This is a genomic window from Pauljensenia sp. UMB9872, assembly GCF_030212665.1.
GTDB lineage: Bacteria > Actinomycetota > Actinomycetes > Actinomycetales > Actinomycetaceae > Pauljensenia > Pauljensenia turicensis_B.
The window spans coordinates 16,241-37,353 of sequence record NZ_JASOER010000018.1 but is presented as its reverse complement, the minus strand read 5'-3'; the positions used below and the strand labels follow the sequence as shown (position 1 = coordinate 37,353).

Here is a 21,113-nt window from a genome sequence, read left to right as displayed (position 1 = left end):
TTGGTACCCGGCGCCACTTCCTGACCATCAACCTCCCAAGCCTTAAATTCCTGGGTGTCATCCGGAGCAGTAAAACCGTTAGGCAACACCGTGTACTTACTACCCTTCTTCAGGGTCTTGCCCGTCATAGCGCCACTACCGCCATTAGCGTTATAGGAAACCTTCACCTCATAATCTTGCCAAATAGCTTTTATAGTGGTGTCTTCCTTAACTCGGATTTTCTCTCCAGCTTTGAGCTCGGTAGTGCCAATCTGCCAGGTCTTAAATTTCTCGTTTTCTGGAGCCGTAAAAGCACTGGCTAGAATCTCATATTCAGCACCCTTATTTACGGTTTTATCTGCCATTTCGCCGGTACCACCGTTGCGGTCATAGCTGACAGTGGCAGTTTCGAGGGTCTTATTGGCCACAACTGAATCAAGCTTATCGGTGTCACCCTCCAGACCGCCATTGTCCTTCGCAGTTGCTGTGACGGTTCCCCCAACTTCAATGTCTTCAACTTTCAGAGTAATCACGCCAGTGTTCGCATCAACCGTGGCATTATCGGCTGTCCAAGTGGTCTTGCCGGAAGCATCGTCCACGGTTCGCGTCGCTGTGATGGTTTTCTCCGCTCCTAAAGCGTCCTTGTAGGTAATCGTGTAGGACATCAAGTCGGTATCATCACCGGCGTTATCATAGGCAGGCGGGGTAATAGTTACTTCACCCTTATCCGTATCTACCGCAATCGCAGGAGATTTAGGTGCAATATTTTTCACCAGATCTTTTGCAGGATATTTAATAACTTGAGATTCATCTTTTAGTTTATAGGTTCCATCGTCATTTTTAGCGAATACCGGGCTACCGTTATCAAATCTATCAATGACTATATTATTTGGGCCTATTATTGTAACATTTCCGTCTTCATCAAATTCAATAAATGCAGGTACGCCCCCAACATCGAATCCAGTTCCATCTGGGAGTTTAGATACGCCATTTATTGTATTTGCGTCTCTAATCGCTTTATCGATGGCTTTTTTATCGTCATCTGTTAGCTTTTTGGGATCTCGAACTTCTGTTTTTTGGGGGGCAGCCAGTATAACATTGGAGGTCCCACACGACACAAACTTGTTCTTTTCTTTTACAGAAACACCAACTATTTGAGTACGGGGAAGACCAACAGTACCCGGAATGGTGTATGTGAACTCGCCGGTAGTAGAATCTACGCTTACTTCTACGGGTTCAGACGAATTTTTATCAACCGTGCATTTCCCACTGTTAAAAGCATCTATACTATTCGCGGAAAGCCTCGTAGATATTTGGACCTTTACGCCATCAAAAGGTGCTGTGCCCTGCAACTTCCCCTTAATAACAGTGTCAACAACGGTAATATCGCTAATCTCAGCGTGCCTTGAAGTTTCAGTTACTTGTTTTACTGTTAAACTTGGAGCCTCAATTTCACCTGATGTTGTGGTGTCAGTATAAGTCACATTAATCTTAGGCTGAGAAGTTCCATTAATTTTTAGTTCAACAGATGCTATGTCGCCAGCTATTTCAGGATTTTCTTCCTTCACCAATCTCAAAGCTTCTGCTTGCTCTTCTGCGTTGACTATATTAGCAACTGTCTGTTCTATCCAGATTTCACCAGACGGCATCTTGAGCTCATCTTTATGCTGGTCGTTCAGGCCTTTCTTGACTTCCAGAACAACGCCTTCAGAAATGTCGCCACCGGCCTCTTGCTTCACAGTGACTTTATCGCCTGCTACAAGTCCACTATCTAAAGCTACGGACCAATCTGCTTTTCTGTTTGTGTATGAAATAGTGACCGTTTTTTCTTCGGTTCCACCTGCTTGACGATTCACGGTCACGTGAATCGTCACGTCTAGCTTTCTTGCCTTGCGTTGACCGGCTCCGATCGTTAATTTTCCAGAAACAGTTTTATCTCCTGCAGATACATTATCAACAGTCGGTTTCTTGACAGCACCCACGGGTTGCCCAATAATTTCTGGCCCGATCTCCAGACCATCGCCCAGCTGGGTATCAGTTTCAACTTCTGGAGTGCTTACTGGCGCCGGACTGACGCTTTGTTCGTCAGCCTGAGAGCTCATCTGCAGATCCTCAGCTTGAGCCAAGGACGGGGTCGATAGCGTGAGACCCAAAGCGCAGGCCAAGGTTACGATCAGAGATTTTCTAAAAACGTGAACTGGCTTAAGCAATGCTCTGCCGGCAAGCGTTACAAAAGAACCGGGCACGCCCTTGAGGTTGCGCATGAGAACTTCCTGTCCAGTGTCGTTAGCTGAATCTACTCTCATAAAGTACCACTACTTTATCCACAAGACCAGCCCGTTGAGCTCAGATAGGTGGTTACACCTATAGGAATATAGGCAAACAAATATAGTAAATTAGCTAGAATTCCATTACACATATTGATAGCTATAGCAATCGTTATACGTAAGTAATGATTTTTGGTAATCAAATCATCTATTAACGGTGATTTGGAATGAATGCCTACGAAAAACGTGACAAACTTTTACTGCTTAATTTAGAAGGTCTGGCTTCGGACAGTTACTCCACGATCGTTCTAGGCTATAGATCTATCCTGTGAAACCGCAAAGTTTTAGCGACTCGCACACTTTTGGCGGATGGAGATATTTCTTGCAGCTTACTTCTCGGAGCCTTTCAGACTACCGGAAATCTGACAAACTGTGCCGAGCCAGCGATAAGTCACATACCTAACCAGGAAGACTTCCGAAACCCATAAAGCTACCCCGACAGGGCGAAACGCCACGTTTTAGGGCATAAAAACAGGACGTTCACTTCGTATCAAAATGAACGTTCTAGTGGTGCTAGTAATCCTTGACGGATTACGCACTATTTCGTCGTCCTTACTAATGAAAAAGCCCGAAGGCTTTTTCACCGTTCGGACTCCTCATGGTGGAGCTAAGGGGATTCGAACCCCTGACCTTCTCATTGCGAACGAGACGCGCTACCAACTGCGCCATAGCCCCAGGTGCCCGTTTAGCATAGCACCCAACGGGCAGCGATGAAAAACGGAAAACGAAGACTCAGGGACGAGGCACCGATCTCAAACGCTTCGGCCTTCGAACGTGCGTAGAGAAGCGCACATAGTGAACGGAGGCTCACCTGGTGTACGGGTGAGCCTCCACAAAAGTCAAAGCATCAGCGCGGGTGTCAGTTACTGCGCGCGACGAGCATCCAGCACAGCGTCCAAGTCAAGCGCAACAGCCTGGTCTGCGACGACCTGTTCGGTGGTCATGGCGTTCTCGGCGACAGTTGCTGCGATCGGGCGAGCCGGCACGGCCACGCCAACCTTCGGGATTCCGCGGATATCGGTGTCAATGTGGACCGAACGACCGGCGACGCGACCGCGCGTTGCGTATCGTGGCGCGGGGATCGGATTGACGGTCCATGTGCGGCGCTCAACGGTGGTGCCGGTCAGTGCAAGTTCTTCGGCTTCGTCTTCAGCATTGACGAGGTCCGTCTGAGCTTCACCGCTGACCGCATCGGCGGACGCATCGGGCATCTCGATCACGTTGGTGCCACCAGATTCGGCGAGCGAAGTAGAAGCGGATGCTTCCAGCTCGACCTTTTCAAGTGCGTGCGATGCAAGGGAGACCGTCGCACGAGACGTGGAACAATCTGCGGTGATACCGGCGAAGAGGTCGTCCTTTTGCCCCTTCGGGGCGGGTGCGGATTCTTCCTTGCGGGCTCCTCGAGCCGAGGCTGCGTTGCGCAGGTTTTCAAGCAATTCGAGCTCAGCTTCGTTTGCTTTGTCGGAACGAATTGCCGCCATGCGCGAGGCAACCAGGGACACGACAAGCAGAGCTGCAGGGATCAGAGTCCAGAGGAACGACGCCGAAAGCGCGGCACAGACGATGGCAACCAGTCCGGTCAGACCAGCGCAGGTGGCGCTGACTCCAAGGCGACGGCGACCTGCAGCCGCTTCAGCGGCGAGGCGCGCAGCACGACGCGCACGAAGCTTAGCGATCTCACGCACGGCTTTATTTGCGCGGTGCTCGATACGAATCTTCGCATTCATTGCAGCTTGATCTGCCATGACGATCGTTGCCCTTTGCGTAATTGTGCGACGAACACCGAGCAACTGCCCAGTAGATCGACCGCAGGTTTGGCGGTTGCTTTCATTATTGTTGAGGAGCTTCATGCCCGTTGAGAAACGGTCACTTTCACGGCTGAAAGTTTTCGCATTTTGTCGGGCAGCGAGCAGGGGAATCAGCCCCAGTAGTGTCACTACCGTTGCAATGATGATGATTCCGCCAAACTCCACGGGACAACGCTATGGGTTTTCAACTGCGTTTGACTGGTGGGGTGGGCGCGTGTTGTGTTTCCTGCTCAAAGCCACTTTCACACGTGCAACAATCACAACATCAGCCCCACCAGCCACGCTACGGCTGCACACTCAGCCCGCATGGAGACCACGCCACGACTGCGCGTTCAGCCCACACGAAAACTAGGCAACACCACCGGTTGGGACCTCGTACGCGACACTTACTGGCCGATCGCGTGACCGTAAATCTTCTTCACCAATCCACCGGACGGCAGAGACTCCGTGTCAATCGAAAACGCTTCATGATCCGCCCACGCACCGTCGATATGCATGTAGCGCGGTCGCAGGCCTTCACGGTGTAGCCCGAGTTTGCGAGCAACTCCCAGCGATGCGGAGTTCTCGGGTCGGATCACAACCTCGATCCTGTGGAGTCCCAGTTCGCCGATAACCAGGTCGATGATCGCCGCGCAGGTGAATGTTGCCAGCCCTCGTCCAGCCCATTTTTTCGCAAGCCAATAGCCGAGCACCCCCGATGACATCGCCCCGTGCGTCACGTTGGTCAGCGAGAACTGTCCGGCAATCTCGCCACCGATTTCAAGCTTCATCACCAGCGCCCGCCCCGCGCGTTGAGCCCTGTCGATGGTGCGCCTATATTCGCCGAGCGTCTGACCTTCGTTGCCGTACGTGTCCGGTGGCAGGGTTGCTTCCCAGGGCTGTAGCCAGTCGGCGTTCTCGCGTCGCACTCGGTCGATCGCCGTGTGAGCGCCGGCAAAAGCAGGCCGAATTCGTAGCAATTTCGGGTGCAGTTCCGCCTGCCCCTTCTTGGGTTTCGCGCTACCTTCGTGCTCCACCGTTTTCGTCATCGACGAGGCCGCTCGTCCGTGCATGAACCCTTCACCGACTGGGTCGCGGACCTCAAGGCTCAGTTCATCAAGAGTTCTGCCCCAGATCCGGATGAAGTGTCCAAACATGATCTGGTCCTCTACGTAGTCGACGACTGGTCGGGCTGAAGCAAGCTAGCGACTGGCAGACAGCAGGTGACGGCTGATCACTAACAGGTAAGAGCGAGCGGGTCTCAGAATCACTCAAGAACCAAGCACTGCAACATGTCACCCGTATGCACGTTAGTTGTGCTTTCAGGGACGATGGCAAGCGCGTTGGATTCCGCGAGCGCACTGAGCAGGAGCGATGCGGGAGCACCCATGACCTTCGCTTGGTAACCGGTCTTGGGGTCGCCGACTAGGCGGACACGAACGAATTCCCGACGGCCTCGCGGTGAGTACCAAGAACGGTCGACGGCGGCCTTCACGGAGGGGCGGGTCAGCTGTGTCCAGCCCTGCATATGACGAAGTGCTGGGCGAACAAAGACTTCGAAGCAGACCTGGGCAGAGACCGGGTCGCCGGGAAGACAGAAGATCGGGGTTCCACCCTCACCGTTGTCGTCGCCCCCGACAGTTCCGACGCCGAGAATGTGTCCCGGCCACGCGGCAATGTTGTCGAAACGGACGGTGCCCAGCGTGGACAGGACCTCGCGGACCGTGTCGCCTGAACCGTGCGAGATACCCCCGGTGGTCAGGATCAGGTCTGCGCGAACAAGCTGGTCTTCGATGGTTTCGCTCAGGACGTGGCGTTCGTCTGGAACCGCGGCAACGCGGAAGGTCTGAGCGCCGGCATCGGCGATAGCCGTTGAGAGGGCGTGGCCATTTGCATCAAAGACAGTGCCAGGACGCGCTTTTTCGCCGGGTTCAACAATTTCGTCGCCGATGGACAGGATGACGACGCGAGGACGCGGGTGAACGTACACGCGCGAGCGCCCCACGCCTGCAAGCAACGCGACCTGGCGGGCACCAACGCGGGTTCCTTTTCGCAGGACGATTTCGCCTTCTTCAACGTCTTCTGCCTTTCGACGAATATTCTCGCCGACTGCCGGCTGGGTTCGAACGTTGACTTGCGCCATGCCGTGGTCAGTGAATTCAAGAGCGATCACTGAATCGGCACCGGCCGGCATCGGGGCACCAGAGGCGATACGAATCGCGGTTCCGGGCACCAGTGCCGCGGGGTTCACGTCGCCCGCGCGAATTTCTTCGGTGACGCGCAGGGAGAGCTCATTGTCGGGGCGAGCACCGGCGAGGTCTTCGGAACGCACCGCGTAGCCGTCGCGGGCTGCAAGGTCAGCGACCGGAAGATCGAAGGGAGCTTCAACGTCCTCGGCAAGAACGCAGGACACTGCGTCCGCGAGTTGCACGTCCAGTGGTGGCTGCTGGGCTACGGCTGAAAGACAGTCTTGGTAGAACTCTGCAACGCTTCGCATCAGGCCTCATTCGGTTGGGTGTTCAGATATTCACGTAGCGCCGGTCCCATGTCTGGGTCGGCGAGCGCAAAGGCAATGGTGGCTCCAAGGTAGCCGAGTTTGTCGCCGGTGTCGTATCGGGGTTCGTCGATGATGACACCGTACAGTCCGCCACTGTTTTCGCGCGGCGTGGCGATGAGCTGGGCAAATGCGTCGGTCAGCTGGTATTCGCCGCCGCTTCCTGGAGTGATGTTTTCGAGCGCGTCGAAAACGATGGGGGAAAAAATGTTGCGTCCGACGATCGCGTGGTCGGAGCGGACCTGGTCGATGGAAGGCTTTTCGCGTTCGGCTTCGAGCGCCGGATCCGCATCAAAGTAGTCTTCGATTGCTTGTTTTCCGGTTCTGGTGACCATGAGGATGTTGTCGATGCCAGCGTCACTTGCTTCTTTGACGATGTATTCGATCGCTGGGTGCCCGGCGATGGGTAGCATTTCTTTTGGAACAGACTTTGTGACCGACAGGAAACAGGTACCGCGTCCCGCGGCGGGAACAACCGCGCGGGTGACAGGCTCCTGCTGTTCGATCATGGTCTCCACCCTAGTTCGAGCAGGAGCAAAACCGAGTGATACACGAGGACAAAGCCCTCATTCGCACGAGAATCCGCGCACAACGGAGTCAGCGTCGGGTCTGTACTTCCGCCGATCAGCGTGTGCGTGAACGCGCTCAGTTGACTGCGTTGTGGCCCGAGGTGCTAGCAGATTTCGGTTTTTCTTCCGCGTCTGTATCCTCTTCGCCAATTGACGAGGCTGCGCTTACCTCTGTGTCCTCTCCCCCTGCTCAGGGCGCGAGTTTTCTTCCCGCTCTCTTCATTTCAAGCCCCAGCGAACCTGACACTGCCGGGCTACTTCAAGCGTGTGAGCGGTGTTTGATTCCCGGCCTCGTCGACCCAGATGGGAAGGCAGTCACTGGCGTGGCCTGGACGTACGTGGATTCGCGCCCGCAGGCGGCAGAGTCAACTCAGGCGAAGCTGGAATCTATTGTGTCTATTGGCCCGCGGTTTACTCCTACGCGTATAGAGAGCGCCGACGAATTGGCAAAAGCCGACCTGATCGTTGTACCCGCACTGGCTGTGGATGCGCGAGGAGTCCGTCTTGGGCAGGGTGGCGGATGGTACGACCGGGCGCTCGAGCACGCTCGGCCTGGTGTTCCGATTATCGCCGCAGTTTTCGAAGACGAGTTTTTCTCCGATCCTCGCGATTATCTGCCCGTTGAGCCTCACGATCAGCAGGTGAACGGAGTGCTGACTCCCAGCGGCTACACGCGACTTATCCACAATTCGCGCTAAGGGCCACTTATCCACAGTTTCCGTTTCGCTCAGGTGCGAGGCTGCGACTGCTTGCTTTTACTTGAGGCATGACCAGACGCATTTCATTCACGACGATCCGCAGGCTTGGACTCGCCATCATCTTCGTGTTCACCATCGGAGCAATCGCTTTGACCTTGATCCCCCACCCTGGCGGGCATCGAGTGTTGATCCTCGCCACCGACATTGAACGCGGGGACGCCATCGACTCTTCGACGGTCACATCAATCGAGGTCCCAGAACGGATCGTTCCCGCCGACGCCATTACCTCGGCCGACGTCTTACCCGCTACTTGGACAGGAGAGCCAGCCACGAAAGGCACAATCCTCTCAGAAAGCGTCATGGCAGGATCAGCGTTAGGACGAAGTTTAAAACCCGGACAAAACCTGATTTCTATCATATTAGATAGGACACAAGTCCCCCCACTCGAGGCCGGAGACTCCGTGGTTTTATGGGGTTTTCCTGACAACTGTGACGTAAACACCTGTTCAGCATCTTTATTGACTAATCAAGCACTTATATCCTCAGTGTCAGTAAACGACGCATCCCAATGGGGATCGTCTGCCACTGCTCGTCTCGACATTATCGTTGACGAAGCAGTAACCGAAACCGTTCTCGGCCACGCCGGGACGCATACGCTTGGCCTCGCTTTAGCTACACCACATGACGAGCGGGGCGCTTCAATCAGGAGCTCACAATGATCCAGGGATTCAAGGAATTCATCTCCAAGGGCAACGCTCTTGACCTCGCAGTTGCCGTCATCATCGGCGCAGCCTTCACCCCCATCGTCACCGCTATCACCGACGTCATCATGGGCATCATCGGCGCCGTCATCGGTCAGCCGAACTTCGACTCCGTCCTCCAGTTCACGATCAACGGCTCTGACCCGATTCAGCCGGGCACCATCATCACCGCTGTTGTGAACTTCCTCCTCGTCGCAGCTGCTGTTTACTTCGCGATCGTCGTTCCGATGAACAAGATCAAGGCCACAACCGCTAAGAAGGAAGAAGCTGTAGAAGAAACACCGGCAGTTCCCTCCACCGAAGAACAGCTCCTCACCGAGATCCGCGACCTGTTGGCTAACAAGAACTGAAACTCAGTTCCTTAAAAACACTCACGTGGCTCCGTCCCTGTAGGGACGGAGCCACTTTGGTACGTACGGATATAAGCTCCCTGTCCACCCTTGTTTACAGGGCAGTCGATGAAGTGGCGGGAGAAACCTTTTCAATAGGAGAAAACGGAGAGCACCTAGGCGCGCGCTTGGGCGTGAGGCGGAACGTTGTCCAACAGACGACGGTCATTCGCCCCATCCCCACGATCCGGTGAATCCGCGAACGAACCTGCCCTGCGATCATCGGGGCGAACGCGATCCTCCCACGATGGCGCGACCCCGTGAGCAATCAACTTACGATCCACTTCAGACACGAAAGTCGCCACGCGACGACGCTTCTTCGTACGCTCAACAGACGCTCTCTGCTCGCCAGACACTCGCGGATCAGAGGGAGTGGACGCGGGCGAATCAGTCGAGACACTCAGGTTTTCAGACACCGTGAATCACTGTTCGTCAGGGTCAGCCGGACGAGTCCTGCGCACGACGTTGCCCAACACCGCATCAGACTGGAAACCGCGACGAGTAATCCCCAAAGCGTCACGCAACTCGTCAATCAACTCATTGAACGAGCGATCGACGCCGTCAGAGCGGATCCACATCGCCATCTCATCAAGCTGATCATCGGAGTAGGCCGCCAGAGGTAGGCCAGGGGCAATCGCCGGACGCGGACCACGCGCAGTCTCAGGCTGATTCGCAACGATGATCTCGAGCATGCCCGTAATCACCTCGTCAGCGCGCTCGCGGGCATCCATCTGATGATCCGACTTCGCAGGCTCCGTGACTACGTCATCCGCCTGCGCCCCAACGTCACCGGATTCAGCCGGTTCTTCCAGGACAATATGCACCTCAGGCTCAAGAACCACCTGCTCACTGGGAGCCAAGACCGGAGCAGGGGCCAAAGCAGGACCCGCATCGCTCGATGCAACTTCAGGAGCGTTCAAACCAACCAACGTATCCGGGCCAGAGGTATCCACGTCCACAACCATCGGGACCTCGACAACCTGTTGGTCAGGCACACCGTTAATTTCATCCACCGCATCCAAAACAAGCTGAACAATCGTGTTTGCTTCCTTTGCCGGGTCAATGAAAACGGCCATCGACAACGCCGTATGGACCTTCCAGCCCTGGGCTTCAAGCATCGCTGGCCACATACGGTCACGGACACGCAAGGACGGCTCTGCCACATACGCTTCATCATCGGTCAAAACCGCGACAAGCAGTCGACCGGGAACTTCCGGGTGGCCGATCGCAAGCGGAATACGCATTCCACCCGGGATACCCACGTTCGGGACAACCTCAAGCCCCATCGAATACAGGCGTTCTGCCAAGTCAATCAGCAGACGATCCGGTTCAGCTTCCAGAACCGGCCAGCCTCCGTTCCCCACACCTGATTGACCTTCGCCAATCTCAATCAGGTTGTAGAGCATCTGGGCGCCTTCAGCGGAAAGACGCGACGGATCGATATCGCCGGAGTGAATCGAAGAAATCAACGTCAGATCGCCACGCACCGCACGCAAAACATCCGACATTGCCGACAGACCGTTCTGACTGGAGAAGACACCGAAATCGTGGATCACACGCCCGTGCGGGGTCTTTGCGAAACCAACGGAAATGATGATCCGATCGCGACTAAAACCGCGAGCGCCAGCAGGATCCACGACAGCGAACGGCTGAGCGGTTGCTTCGTCGAAGAAGGATGCCAGTCCGGGTTCCGAGGCGCGGACTTTCTCGATCGCGCGCTGAATGCGATTCGCGTGCGTAGTCGACAGGGCGATCACGCCCAGCGAACGTTCCGGCTGAGACACGGCGTGTTCGATGACCTGTTCAACGACAGCATCGACTTCCGCGGTGGTTGATTCCACTGCATGAGAACCCGGAGCGGGCATACCGGAGCTTTCGCACCAGAGCGCCGTAATCGGAGCGGCCGCAGCCGTCCACGGGACCGGGACACCCGTATGGTCGATGCCATGGCGAGCAAGAAGCAACGCAACCTGGTCATTCAAACGCGTCGGTGTGACGTCCATTCGCGTCGTCGGTAGAACACTGGCCAGCATACGAGCCGCCCCATCTTTGTGAGCGCCAGACAAGTCTGCCAGTACAACAACTTGGCGAGCACGAGCAATAATCGGGATCAGTTCAACCAGTGGCAGATCATCAATATCGTCCAAGATCAGCAGATCAACATGATGTCCGGTCTTGACGATCGCGGGAATCAACGTAGGAACCGTGAACACCACCGGCACCAGGTGACGAACCAGGGGAAGAGCGTTGTAGAAATCAAGCGCACCAACGGGCGTGCCCGAAGCCAATAGAGCTTCCAGTTGTTCCTGCTGATCCGGACGTGTCGCCATCGCCTGCAAGCGCAACCTGCGAAGCTGACCCAAAACCTGCGGAGCCAACGTATTCACCTGTGCAAGATCCAGGGCACGACCGGACTCAAGCGTGGCCTCAAGATGAGCGGGGTCGAAACCACCCAGTTGCGGATCGCTTGCCAGCATCAGGCCAAGAATTGATGCCCACCACGCCAGATCCAGTTCTGAATCAACCATCTCGTCATCAACGTGACGATCACGCAGGTCTTCAGCCAGCGACGCCAAACCTGCACCCTTGAGCTTCTTCAGCACCGTGACGCGACGCGGCAGTTCACGTGCACCTTCGGGATCAGTATCCAAGGACTCGAACAAGGCCGCCAGATCAACGATCGTCATCTCTTCGAAGTTCTTATGACCCGTCGAGAACATCGGGCGCAGAGCCTTCAGATCCTCCTGAATGTTTGCGGTCAATTCGATCGCTTCATTCATACGGTTCGGCAAAGTCGGCCAACCATCGCCACCGGTGTGGTCGCGCCACACATCGCGACGTTCCTGCACCTTGAGGAGTTCAGCGTGCAGGTCCGAAACATGCGTTCCCGGACGAACAAAGTCCTGGGCTCGTTTCAGCAGACGCGTCCGTTCTGAACGCTTCATCGTGATGCCGTGGGCGGCACGCCACTGCTTCGACGCAGTCGCAATCACCATGTCAGCAGCCGAGTTCTCAAAGATCTGCGGAGTGAAAATATCAAGAACGTCGCGAACACCCTCAAACATATGCAGTTGAGCGAGCCACTGGGACAGAGTCGTCGCAGTTCGAATATCCGCTTCACCCGCAATCGTGCTGATACGCACGCGAAGTTCAGGCAAGCTTTCCGTTGCCAAACGATGAACGCGCGACAAAACGTCAGGAACCTGCTCGTCGGACGAAATAACAACGCCCTTCCAAGCGGTATGCGCCGTTGCGCGTGCAAAAAGACCCAAGTTCGAGGCCTCGTGCAGAAGCTCCCTCGCCTTCGCGCCCTGATCCTGAGCAATATCTAACAGAACATCCTCGCGGAAACGAACGCGGGTAGAGGGGCTCGGGTGTGCGCTTGTCAGGTCTGTCAGCACCTGAAGAGCCTCGTACGCACTTGCTCCAAATGCGCGGAACGGACGATGTAAGTACGTCGTGTACGACGACAAACGCGAACGTACATCGCGCAACTTGGTACGTATCTCGTCCACTTCATCCATATCCGCAACCGGGGACGTATCGGTCATCACCTGATGAATGCGCGCACGGATTTCAGTCCCGTCCGCGGTAGTGCCATCCAGACGGATCCCCGCTTCACTCAACCCCAAGAAACGCAGACGCTCTTCAGCCATCGTTGTACGCGATGGCGAACCACCCAAGTGGATCACGCGCCTGCCATAGGCCGCACTATCAGCAAGAATCGCGCCCACCAACGCAGTGTCATCCGAACCGTGAGGCACATCCACAACGAAAGAACGACCCGAAGCAACAGCTTCAACAACATCCTGCTGCTGAGGCGTCAAATCGCCTGCGCCACGTTCTTTCCACGGATCACGATCAGTTGGAACAGAATCCGGCAGTACGCGATGAGTGTTCTGGCGAGCTTCCTGATCGCCAGCCAGAGCACGCACAATATCCGAGCTCAAAATATGCTCAGGATTGTCGTACTCGCGGTGCAACTGAGAAGCCGGATGCTCGAACAGGCCGATGATGAGTTCGTCACGAAGCTCAAACTGGTCAAGATGACGACCCAACTCGCGGACCTTCGCCAATGCCTTGGACGAAGAGAACCCGTGGATAGATGTCGCTTCATCAATCAACGCCTCAGCATCGACTGCGACTCCGCTCTTCAACAGAGCTGACGTGATCGTGTTGTCCAGCTTGTAGCCTAAAGCCAGACGAATCGTCACGTCATCAGGTTGGTCTTCAAGAAGAACCGGGCGAAGCAGGACAGCAGAGCTGACCCATTCGCCATCACTCATCCATCGGGCGTAGCCGATAGACAGGTGAACAGTTCCCACACCGTGGCGTGCAGTGAGCTCACTTGAACGGGCCATGATTGCGCGCGCATGGTCCAAGCCTCGTTTCAAGGCGGAAGGCTCACGGATGAGCAGGGACAGACGCGTCGGCTGGTCGGCATAGAGCTTCGCAAGCCCCCCTGGGTGCGGAGCGCCGATAGTCAGACGAGGAGCATCCGCACCATCAATGCGAGTCCGGCGAAGCAGGTCGTCTTGCCACACCGTCAGTTGATCGCGAAGACGCTGTTGCGTGTTCGGCTGGACTGACTCCTCTGCCGGAGCAACAGGAGCCTGTTGGTGCGACGAGGGCGTTCGTGAATGACGTGAGAAAAAATTAGAGGCCACGATTCCACGGTAGTGGAGTGGCCTCGGTTTTCAACGGAAGCGTTGCCGTGTAGGAGCAGATTCCCCTACACGGCAACGCGACTCCAATTGTTGTCAGTAGTGGGTGACGACGGCAGTACCGGAATCAGCCCAATTGAAGACGTACTGTGCTTCAGCGACGGGCAGGTTCACACAACCGTGCGAACCACCGACGGAACCTAGTCCAAACTGGCGAACCCACGGAGCACCGTGGATCGCGTAGGAACCGGTGAAGTAGGAAACCCACGGCACATCCTTCGCGCAGTAGGGCCAGTCGGGGGTACAACCCATGTCCTGCTTCTCGTACTTCAGGTAGATGTGGTAGGTGCCGGTGACGGTCTCATGGCCGGGGGCGCCGTGGTTAATCGCAACGGGGCCGTGGACAACGGTCTGGCCTTCGTAGACGGTCAGGCGGTTCGTGGTCAGGTTAATATCGATCCACTTTTCACCCTCATGCATGGCGTATGGGTAGGCTTCGTAGCCCGCCATAACGGGGCGCGTTTCAGTGGTCGGCTGAACCTTGTCATAGTCGAAGCTACCCGAGTAGTCGGTTCCAGCATTCAAGGCAGCAACCACATCGGCGCCCACCTGAGCGGAGTTGTTGACGGCTTCACCTTCCTTGCCGGGCTTCGATTCGGCCAGGACATTACCGGCGTCATCAACGTTGTTGATTGCCGGTGTTGGGGCAACGTTCGTTGCTTCAGCAGTCTTATCCACCCATGCCTGAACGGCTTCAGGATCGATGGAAGGGGTCCCTTCTGCGTCATCAGCGTCGGGCAGAGCAACCCACGCCGCGCGGTCGACGACTTCGGCAGTGTAGTCATCAATACCGTCACTGATCGTCACCGAGTGAGCAACAAGAGCGGTGGCCGCGTCGGCAACCTTCTGAGCTTGCTCGTCAGACACAATCGGGTTCTGCACGGACGGCGAAACGGAGATTGCCTGCGAGGACAAAGTCTGCAACGCAGTGGCCACAGCATCATTCACTGGCTGGGCATCGATCGCGATACCAGGTACCCCGGGGGTCACAACGAACGCACCCTGATCATCGACTGAAACGGTCGCCGACTTGGGGGGCTCACCGACGGACTTCACCAGGGAAGCCACATAGGTGTTGAAAGTTTCCTTATCAGTAGAGGAAACAAGCGCGTTGTCGCTACGCTTGAACAGTCCAATGAAGCGTTCCCAGACGGAATCCGAAGAAGCCAGAACCTGATCCGCTGACGCTTGCGCATCAACGGTGACGCCCAGATCTGCAAGCGATGCCTTTGACAGGGTACCGTCAACATCTATGTCAATTGAAACCTGGGAGGCATGATCGTTGATCCATGCGACGAGCTCGGCACGATTCATCGCGTTGACATTGTGTCCGCCAACGGATGCGGTCGGAAGAGCTTTATCAGAGTAGTAGCTGGCGTACGCCGTGCCGGCGGCACCGACAACAACTAATACTCCAATGATCGCTGCAATCAGCCATTTCATTCGGGTCATGCGTCACTGCCTTTCATTCCGCTTGCAATCGTACCGGGCTGATGCTTGCTGAGGAAACTCGTTGAGATGTCAAATACCGTTAATATCGCTCCTTTAGACATTTCTTTTTATTTTCACAATCGTGCCACTCGGGTTAACCTACCTGTCACCGCTAAGGTTGCGCCAATCGCTTCTGACGCAAACTTGAAGTTCGTCGTCCCCGAGGATCCGCTACAGTCCGATTACCCCGAGGGCAAGGTTGACTCGGTGACGCTGAATGACTCCGCAGTTGATTCCAAGTAGTACACCGCGACTGAAGGTCAGAAAGTCTCCGTCGGCTTCAACCAAGCAGGTCTCGAATACCTCAAGACTCCACCGAATGCTTCGATAGTTGTCACGTCTACCGCCAAAGTATCCTCGCTACCCGCCGAGGGCCTATTCAACAACGTTGCTCACCTCTACGTTGTTTCTGAGACCAGCGCCCACGGCGACTGTCCCACTTTTCCCCGATCCCAGCAACACTGGCGTTCGTGGGAATGCTCGTCTTCACCTTCCCCACAATCACTGCGCGGGTAAGTCAACTCAACCAAGCGCAGATCGCCACCGGCGAATAAGAGTACCGATGCCCTCACCAACAATGGCGGGCACGAAGTAAATCAGCGTGGACACCGCAAGGGCGCCCCAATCTCTGGGCGAGGTCAGGCCAAACGCCTCGGGAACTGAGACAACGAACGCAATAGTCGTCACGACGGCAAGTAGCACCGGGCGCCAGAATCGAAAACCCCAGCGATACGCGGACACCATCGCGCACACGTAGGCAACAACCGGCAGGACAATAAACATTCCCGACAGCCCTTTTTCATCGTCAATCATCGTGCGCATGGCATCAACGTTGAACAGCAGGAATTGATATCCCACCTGCACGACGAATACGACGAGCAACAGAATCCATTCGGCGCGACGCATCACTGCACCTGCCAGATCAGGAAGCTCCACAACGCGATACCCCCATAGAAGAGCACGGGAACTCCCACGCCACTGACAATCAGCGCCACGACTGCTTTCGGAGTGAAAGGTGCGGGCGCGTGCCGATCAAAGCGAGTCGGTATCTGCTGTTCAGGCGACGGGGCGGTCGTCCCGAGGGGCTCGAGCTCTTCCATAGTCCAAGCGTACACTCAGCACCTCGTTCACGGAAGAGGTGTCTCTGTATCGCTTGAAACGTCCGAAGTGAACGCGTCAGACCTCACCCCCACCCCTAACCCGAACCTCGTCGCGCGTCACCACCTACACCCAACGCGACACAACCACGCGTTCCAAGCCCAAACCGTCGCACCAGGTGCAGTCCGTGCCAGAAAACCCACCCAACCACAGCACCAACTACACCTCACGCGACACAACCACACATTTCAGGGCAAAAGTGTCGCGTCAGGTGCAGCCGGGAACAGAAAACTCGCCTTACCACAGCACCACCTACACCTCACGCGACAAAACCACGCGTTCCGAGCCCAAACCGTCGCACCAGGCGCAGTCCGTGCCAGAGAACTGGCACCCATTTAAGAAGCGGAACAAAACCCAGGACGCTTAGCCCCGCTACCACAACGAAAAACCCAAGCCAGAGCAACACATTTGTCCTATAGCCCCGGACTCGTTCGGCAACGAGCACGGCTCCGCGAGACCATCGAGACCGCAACCCGCACCTACGCGCGCACGCCTACGAGTTCTAGCGAAGGCAAAGAGAGTAGATAGGAACGTAGATCGGGGTTCTGAGCGGCTTTTTGGCTCGGAACCCCGATCACTTTTCGTTGATATTCCAACGTTTCTTGTGCCCCCGAGACGATTCGAACGTCCGACACCCGCTTTAGGAGAGCGGTGCTCTATCCCCTGAGCTACGAGGGCTTAGCCAGCCACATCCTGCGCGCGAACGCGCCGACGGTCTGAGCGCATCCAACTCTACCAGCCTCGCCAGCTTTCACTCCACGCGCGAGCGCACAGCACCGGGCGCCAGTTGTGCGTCTGGCCTCATCAATCATCCGTCAGCATGCAGTGCACGCGCCCGCCCCTCATCCACGAGGCCGCGCACACCGCCACACCACTACCCCATCACCAGCGCAGAACAACACCGCACAAACCCCGCCGAAACGCACTGGTGGGGCAAGGCCGAAGCCTCACCCCACCAGAAAACGAGTGCTGCGAATCAGAGGGCAGCCAAGCACGCGGTAATCGCGTTAGCAACCTTCGGAGATGCGACGCTCATGGCGCGCAGAACATCCTCGTGTTCAGTTGGTGTGTCATCAAAGCTGAGGTCGGAGACGACGGACAGGCCGCCAACCTCGACGCCCAGCTGATGGAGCGAGATCGCTTCAAGGATCGTGCTCATACCAACGTTGTCCACGCCATTGTTCGCGAGCATCCGCGATTCAGCTGCCGTCTGGAACTCCGGGCCACGCAGCAGGCTGTACGTGCCCACGCGGTCGGTAATCGGAGCCAGGATGCGCGTAATGCGTGGCGACCAGACCTGCCAGATGTCGGTAAACACCGGGCCCTCGAACGGGGAAACACCAGAGAAATTGAAGTGGTCTTCAATCGTCATCACGTCGCCCAGTGTCCAGTTACGCAGACATCCGCCAGCGTTCGTCAGAATCGCGGCCTTGATGCCGGTCATCGCGCAAACGCGAACCAGCTGACAGATCTGCGTAGGCGTATAGCCCTCGTACAGGTGGACGCGACCGGTAGCAACCAAAAGGTGCTTCTCACGACCGGAGTGCACGTTCACGCGCAGGCTCAGCAATTCAGCGCCGTGGCCTTCAACCGCCGGAACCGGAACGCCGGGAAGGTCTGCCAGGGGCAGGCGAGCCTCGATCTGCCCGATTTCGTCCAACGCATCACGCAGACCGGAGCCGAGAACGACAAGCGCGTCGTAGCGTTCAACGCCGGTACGCGTTGCGATCAGCTGAGCGCCCTTGCGCACCTCGTCCGCTGCCAGCGGATCACGCTGGAAGCAGTAGTCCAACGCTTCACTACGCGCAGCATCCACAACGGTCACCGATGAATCAGGCACTGCGGTTTTCCTGAGTAGCGATCTTCTTCATGGAAGCCAGCAGGTAAACAACGTAGCCGATAATCAGAGCAAGGATGACACCGATGTTGCCGTATGCCCACGGGCCTTCCTTACCACCGAGCATCCACAGCAGGTAGCCCTGCCAGTTGTTCCATGCGGCAGCCTCAGCGAACGAGTTGATCACGAAGCCCCAGCCGATCACGCAAGAGACGGCCATGATGACGATGGAAACCCAGTTGATCGAACCGTAGATGCCCGAAGCGTCGAACAGGGCCTTCTCGTCGTAGTCGGCCTTACGCAGGGTAATGTCGGCCATCATGATGCCTGCCCATGCGGCGAGCGGAACACCCAGGGTGATGAGGAAGGACTGGAACGGGCCGATGAAGTCCGGGGAGAAGAACACGACGAAGATCGTGCCGGCGGTCAGGATGATGCCGTCGATCAGCGAAGCCAGCGGACGAGGCACCGTGATGCCCAGCGTCAGCAGGGTCAGACCGGAGGAGTAAATACCGTTGATTGCGCCCGACAGCAGGGACAGGATTGCGGTCAGCAGGAACGGAATGAGGAACCAGGTCGGCAGCAGGTTAGCCAGTGCTCCAACCGGGTCGCCACCGATGGCATCGGACAGGTCAGCGTCAGAACCGGCGAGCATGAGGCCGAAGGTAATCAGGACGACCGGCCCGAGCGAGCCACCGAAGGTGTTCCAAAAGACGATGGACTTACCATCGGCGTCACGGCTCTGGTAGCGCGCCCAGTCAGCAGCAATGTTGACCCAGCCAAGACCCATGCCGGTCATGACCATGGTGGCGGCACCGATCGTTGCAGCCAGCGAACCGGATTCGATTGCGCCGAGTGCGGACCAGTCGATGTGCGGGACGACCAGGATGATGTAGATGATTGTGGTGATACCGGTCAGCCAGGTGAGGACTGCCTGCATCTTCATGATGATGTGGTAGCCGGCAACTGCGCCGAGAACGATGAGCGCTGCGACAACAACGGCGGCAACGATCTTGACGGCGTTGCCGTCTTCGCTCGACCAGCCGAGGCGGACGAACACGGTGGAGGTCGCTAGGACGGCGGTGATGGCGAGGGAGGTTTCCCAGCCGATAGAGGTCAGCCACGAGAAAATACCGGGGATCTTCGCGCCGTTCACGCCGAAGGCGGAGCGGGACATGACCATGGTCGGCACAGAGCCACGCTTACCACCAAGGGCGATGACACCACAGATGATGAAGGAGACAACGACACCAATGATGGTGACGATGACTGCCTGTGCGAAGGAGATTCCGAAGCCGAGAACCCATGCGCCGTAGCTCATGCCGAACACGGAGATGTTCGATGCGAACCAGGGCAGGAACAGGTTATGGGGCTTAGCGGTACGTTCTTCGTCGCTGATGATTTCAATGCCGGCGGTTTCGATGCCGGACTGGGAAACAGAGCGGGTTGAGTCCGCTGCCATTTCTGGCGTGCTCATAGACGTTCCTTGTCTGTGTAGATCAGGGCGAACCGCAGGATCGGCAGTTCGCACCGAATTAGACTAGACCATTATTAAGTATTAGTGACACTCCCTCGGCCACACGTCAGAAAACCGGGGGCATTTTTCGCACATTGGTGCGCTCTTTGGGGTACGAGGCCGCTCACCCCACCCGATCTCTCAGCATATTTCGGGGCGGATCATGAGTTTCTCACGGCCTTTACGAGCCTCTCTGGGGCATCTAGAACGGAAAGCCTTGTGGCAACACAATGGTGCCTGGGCGGGTTCCCCGCCCAGGCACCATCCATCAAAACAACTCGCTCTTCGCGCGAGCCATCGGCTGAGTCAAGCGTCAGCGACGCTCCCACGTCGGAGCCTTCGCTGACTGCGCCTTGCCCAGGTGATCAGACGGAACAATCATCACGGGGCATGTTGAGTGACTGAGTACCGTCTGCGCGGTCGAGCCGAGCAAGACGCCTGCCAAGCCGCCGCGACCTCGTGTACCGACAACGACCAGATCAACCGCTGTCGAAAACTCAATCAACAGCGAGGCAGGCGACCCGTCCAGCGCATGGCGCGCAACCTCCATGTCGCGACCGTCGAGCGCCTGCTCAATGGCGGCACCCATTGCGGTGCGGACATCTTTCAACAGGTTGGAGTGATCCAAACCAGTCGGCGCCCACGTCATCATGGACGTGCCCGAAGCAATCGGAACAGCCGAAACAGCGGTCAGTCGAGCTCCCCATGTGGATGCTTCATCAATCGCGCGACGCAGAGCCGACGAGGGAACCTCGGTACCATCCACACCGACAACGACACGTTCGATCGGCATGAAGCACTTGCCGGACGTATGGCGAGGAACGATGACAACCGGGCACTTCGCGTGTGCCGGCAGCGCGGACGAGACCGTGCCAAGAAGACGATCAGCGAAAGAACCGCCTCCACGCGAGCCGACAACAACTAAATCGACTTCGCGTGACATTTCAACCAGAACGCCCGCCGGGTCGCCCGGCTCAATAGATGAAGTGACCTTTCCTAGGCCACGCTCTTTCGCTGTTGCGACCGCTTCTTCAACGACCTGCTGGGCGCCACGTTTCAGGGCCTCATCGTCGAGGACCGCGTAGCCACCATCCAGCGCCGCCGCCGAATAGGATGCCAATGCGTAGGTGCAGAGAACGTGGACACGCCCGCCCGTGCGTAGTGCGCGGTCAGTGGCCCATTTGACGGCCGCGATGGACTCCGTTGAACCATCAACGCCGACCAGGATGACTTCGGTGGATGCCATGATGCCTCCTCGTGACTTACATCACTTACCATTGTGCACCACATCGCAATTTTCCGAAACCGATAATAGAACTTTTA

17 protein-coding genes and 2 tRNA genes are annotated in these 21,113 nt (G+C 56.7%); 3 read left to right on the top strand and 16 right to left on the bottom strand.

The features are described from left to right. The 6 genes from QP109_RS07765 to QP109_RS07740 form a co-directional block, all read right to left on the bottom strand. Positions 1-2,243, bottom strand: a 2,243-nt coding sequence (locus QP109_RS07765) for a hypothetical protein (RefSeq protein WP_285024225.1), incomplete at its 3' end; no start/stop codon positions are given. A gap of 662 nt (positions 2,244-2,905) precedes the next feature. After that, positions 2,906-2,981, bottom strand: a tRNA-Ala gene (locus QP109_RS07760). Positions 2,982-3,169: 188 nt separating this feature from the next. Further along, the gene (locus QP109_RS07755; protein WP_285024224.1) at positions 3,170-4,279 is read right to left on the bottom strand and encodes a hypothetical protein; all 1,110 of its coding nucleotides are present in this window, start codon (positions 4,277-4,279) and stop codon (positions 3,170-3,172) included. A gap of 221 nt (positions 4,280-4,500) precedes the next feature. Next, complete coding sequence (locus QP109_RS07750) at positions 4,501-5,250, bottom strand: GNAT family N-acetyltransferase (RefSeq protein WP_285024223.1); 750 nt, start codon at positions 5,248-5,250, stop codon at positions 4,501-4,503. Positions 5,251-5,360: 110 nt separating this feature from the next. After that, a complete protein-coding gene (locus tag QP109_RS07745) occupies positions 5,361-6,590 on the bottom strand; it encodes a molybdopterin molybdotransferase MoeA (RefSeq protein WP_101628373.1) in 1,230 nt (409 codons plus the stop codon). After that, entirely contained in the window at positions 6,590-7,156 is a 567-nt protein-coding gene (locus QP109_RS07740) for a sugar phosphate nucleotidyltransferase (protein ID WP_285024222.1), read from the bottom strand. The genes QP109_RS07745 and QP109_RS07740 overlap by 1 nt, the downstream gene beginning before the upstream one ends. Positions 7,157-7,278: 122 nt before the next feature. On the opposite strand from QP109_RS07740, the gene QP109_RS07735 reads away from it, so the two are divergent. Next, entirely contained in the window at positions 7,279-7,914 is a 636-nt protein-coding gene (locus QP109_RS07735) for a 5-formyltetrahydrofolate cyclo-ligase (RefSeq protein WP_285024221.1), read from the top strand. Between the two features lie 7 nt (positions 7,915-7,921). On the opposite strand, the gene QP109_RS07730 is transcribed toward QP109_RS07735, so the two are convergent. Then, the gene (locus tag QP109_RS07730; RefSeq protein WP_285024220.1) at positions 7,922-8,245 is read right to left on the bottom strand and encodes a hypothetical protein; all 324 of its coding nucleotides are present in this window, start codon (positions 8,243-8,245) and stop codon (positions 7,922-7,924) included. Positions 8,246-8,629: 384 nt separating this feature from the next. On the opposite strand from QP109_RS07730, the gene mscL reads away from it, so the two are divergent. Then, the gene (gene mscL / locus QP109_RS07725; protein WP_285024219.1) at positions 8,630-9,025 is read left to right on the top strand and encodes a large conductance mechanosensitive channel protein MscL; all 396 of its coding nucleotides are present in this window, start codon (positions 8,630-8,632) and stop codon (positions 9,023-9,025) included. A gap of 155 nt (positions 9,026-9,180) precedes the next feature. On the opposite strand, the gene QP109_RS07720 is transcribed toward mscL, so the two are convergent. From QP109_RS07720 to QP109_RS07710, 3 genes are all read right to left on the bottom strand, one after another. Continuing rightward, positions 9,181-9,369 carry a toxin gene (locus tag QP109_RS07720; protein ID WP_285024227.1) on the bottom strand — a complete coding sequence of 63 codons (189 nt, stop codon included), beginning with the start codon at positions 9,367-9,369 and terminating at the stop codon, positions 9,181-9,183. Positions 9,370-9,486: 117 nt separating this feature from the next. Further along, positions 9,487-13,731, bottom strand: a complete 4,245-nt coding sequence (locus QP109_RS07715) for a PDDEXK-like endonuclease domain-containing protein (protein ID WP_285024218.1) — start codon at positions 13,729-13,731, stop codon at positions 9,487-9,489. A gap of 93 nt (positions 13,732-13,824) precedes the next feature. Next, positions 13,825-15,240: a L,D-transpeptidase family protein gene (locus QP109_RS07710; RefSeq protein ID WP_285024217.1), complete on the bottom strand. Its 1,416-nt coding sequence runs from the start codon at positions 15,238-15,240 to the stop codon at positions 13,825-13,827. A 66-nt stretch (positions 15,241-15,306) separates the two neighbouring features. On the opposite strand from QP109_RS07710, the gene QP109_RS07705 reads away from it, so the two are divergent. Then, positions 15,307-15,522 carry a hypothetical protein gene (locus QP109_RS07705; protein ID WP_285024216.1) on the top strand — a complete coding sequence of 72 codons (216 nt, stop codon included), beginning with the start codon at positions 15,307-15,309 and terminating at the stop codon, positions 15,520-15,522. A 279-nt stretch (positions 15,523-15,801) separates the two neighbouring features. Here QP109_RS07705 and QP109_RS07700 read toward each other — a convergent pair whose 3' ends face one another. The 6 genes from QP109_RS07700 to QP109_RS07675 form a co-directional block, all read right to left on the bottom strand. After that, complete coding sequence (locus QP109_RS07700; protein WP_133122018.1) at positions 15,802-16,215, bottom strand: hypothetical protein; 414 nt, start codon at positions 16,213-16,215, stop codon at positions 15,802-15,804. Then, complete coding sequence (locus QP109_RS07695) at positions 16,185-16,379, bottom strand: hypothetical protein (RefSeq protein ID WP_285024215.1); 195 nt, start codon at positions 16,377-16,379, stop codon at positions 16,185-16,187. The genes QP109_RS07700 and QP109_RS07695 overlap by 31 nt, the downstream gene beginning before the upstream one ends. A gap of 663 nt (positions 16,380-17,042) precedes the next feature. Next, positions 17,043-17,115 (bottom strand) — tRNA-Arg (locus QP109_RS07690). 298 nt (positions 17,116-17,413) lie between these two features. Continuing rightward, positions 17,414-18,277: a purine-nucleoside phosphorylase gene (locus QP109_RS07685; RefSeq protein WP_285024214.1), complete on the bottom strand. Its 864-nt coding sequence runs from the start codon at positions 18,275-18,277 to the stop codon at positions 17,414-17,416. Continuing rightward, positions 18,270-19,751, bottom strand: a complete 1,482-nt coding sequence (locus QP109_RS07680) for a purine-cytosine permease family protein (RefSeq protein WP_438271491.1) — start codon at positions 19,749-19,751, stop codon at positions 18,270-18,272. Before QP109_RS07680 ends, QP109_RS07685 begins: the two co-directional genes overlap by 8 nt. Before the next feature lie 352 nt (positions 19,752-20,103). Continuing rightward, positions 20,104-21,036 carry a universal stress protein gene (locus tag QP109_RS07675; protein ID WP_285024213.1) on the bottom strand — a complete coding sequence of 311 codons (933 nt, stop codon included), beginning with the start codon at positions 21,034-21,036 and terminating at the stop codon, positions 20,104-20,106. Between the last annotated feature and the right edge of the window lie 77 nt (positions 21,037-21,113).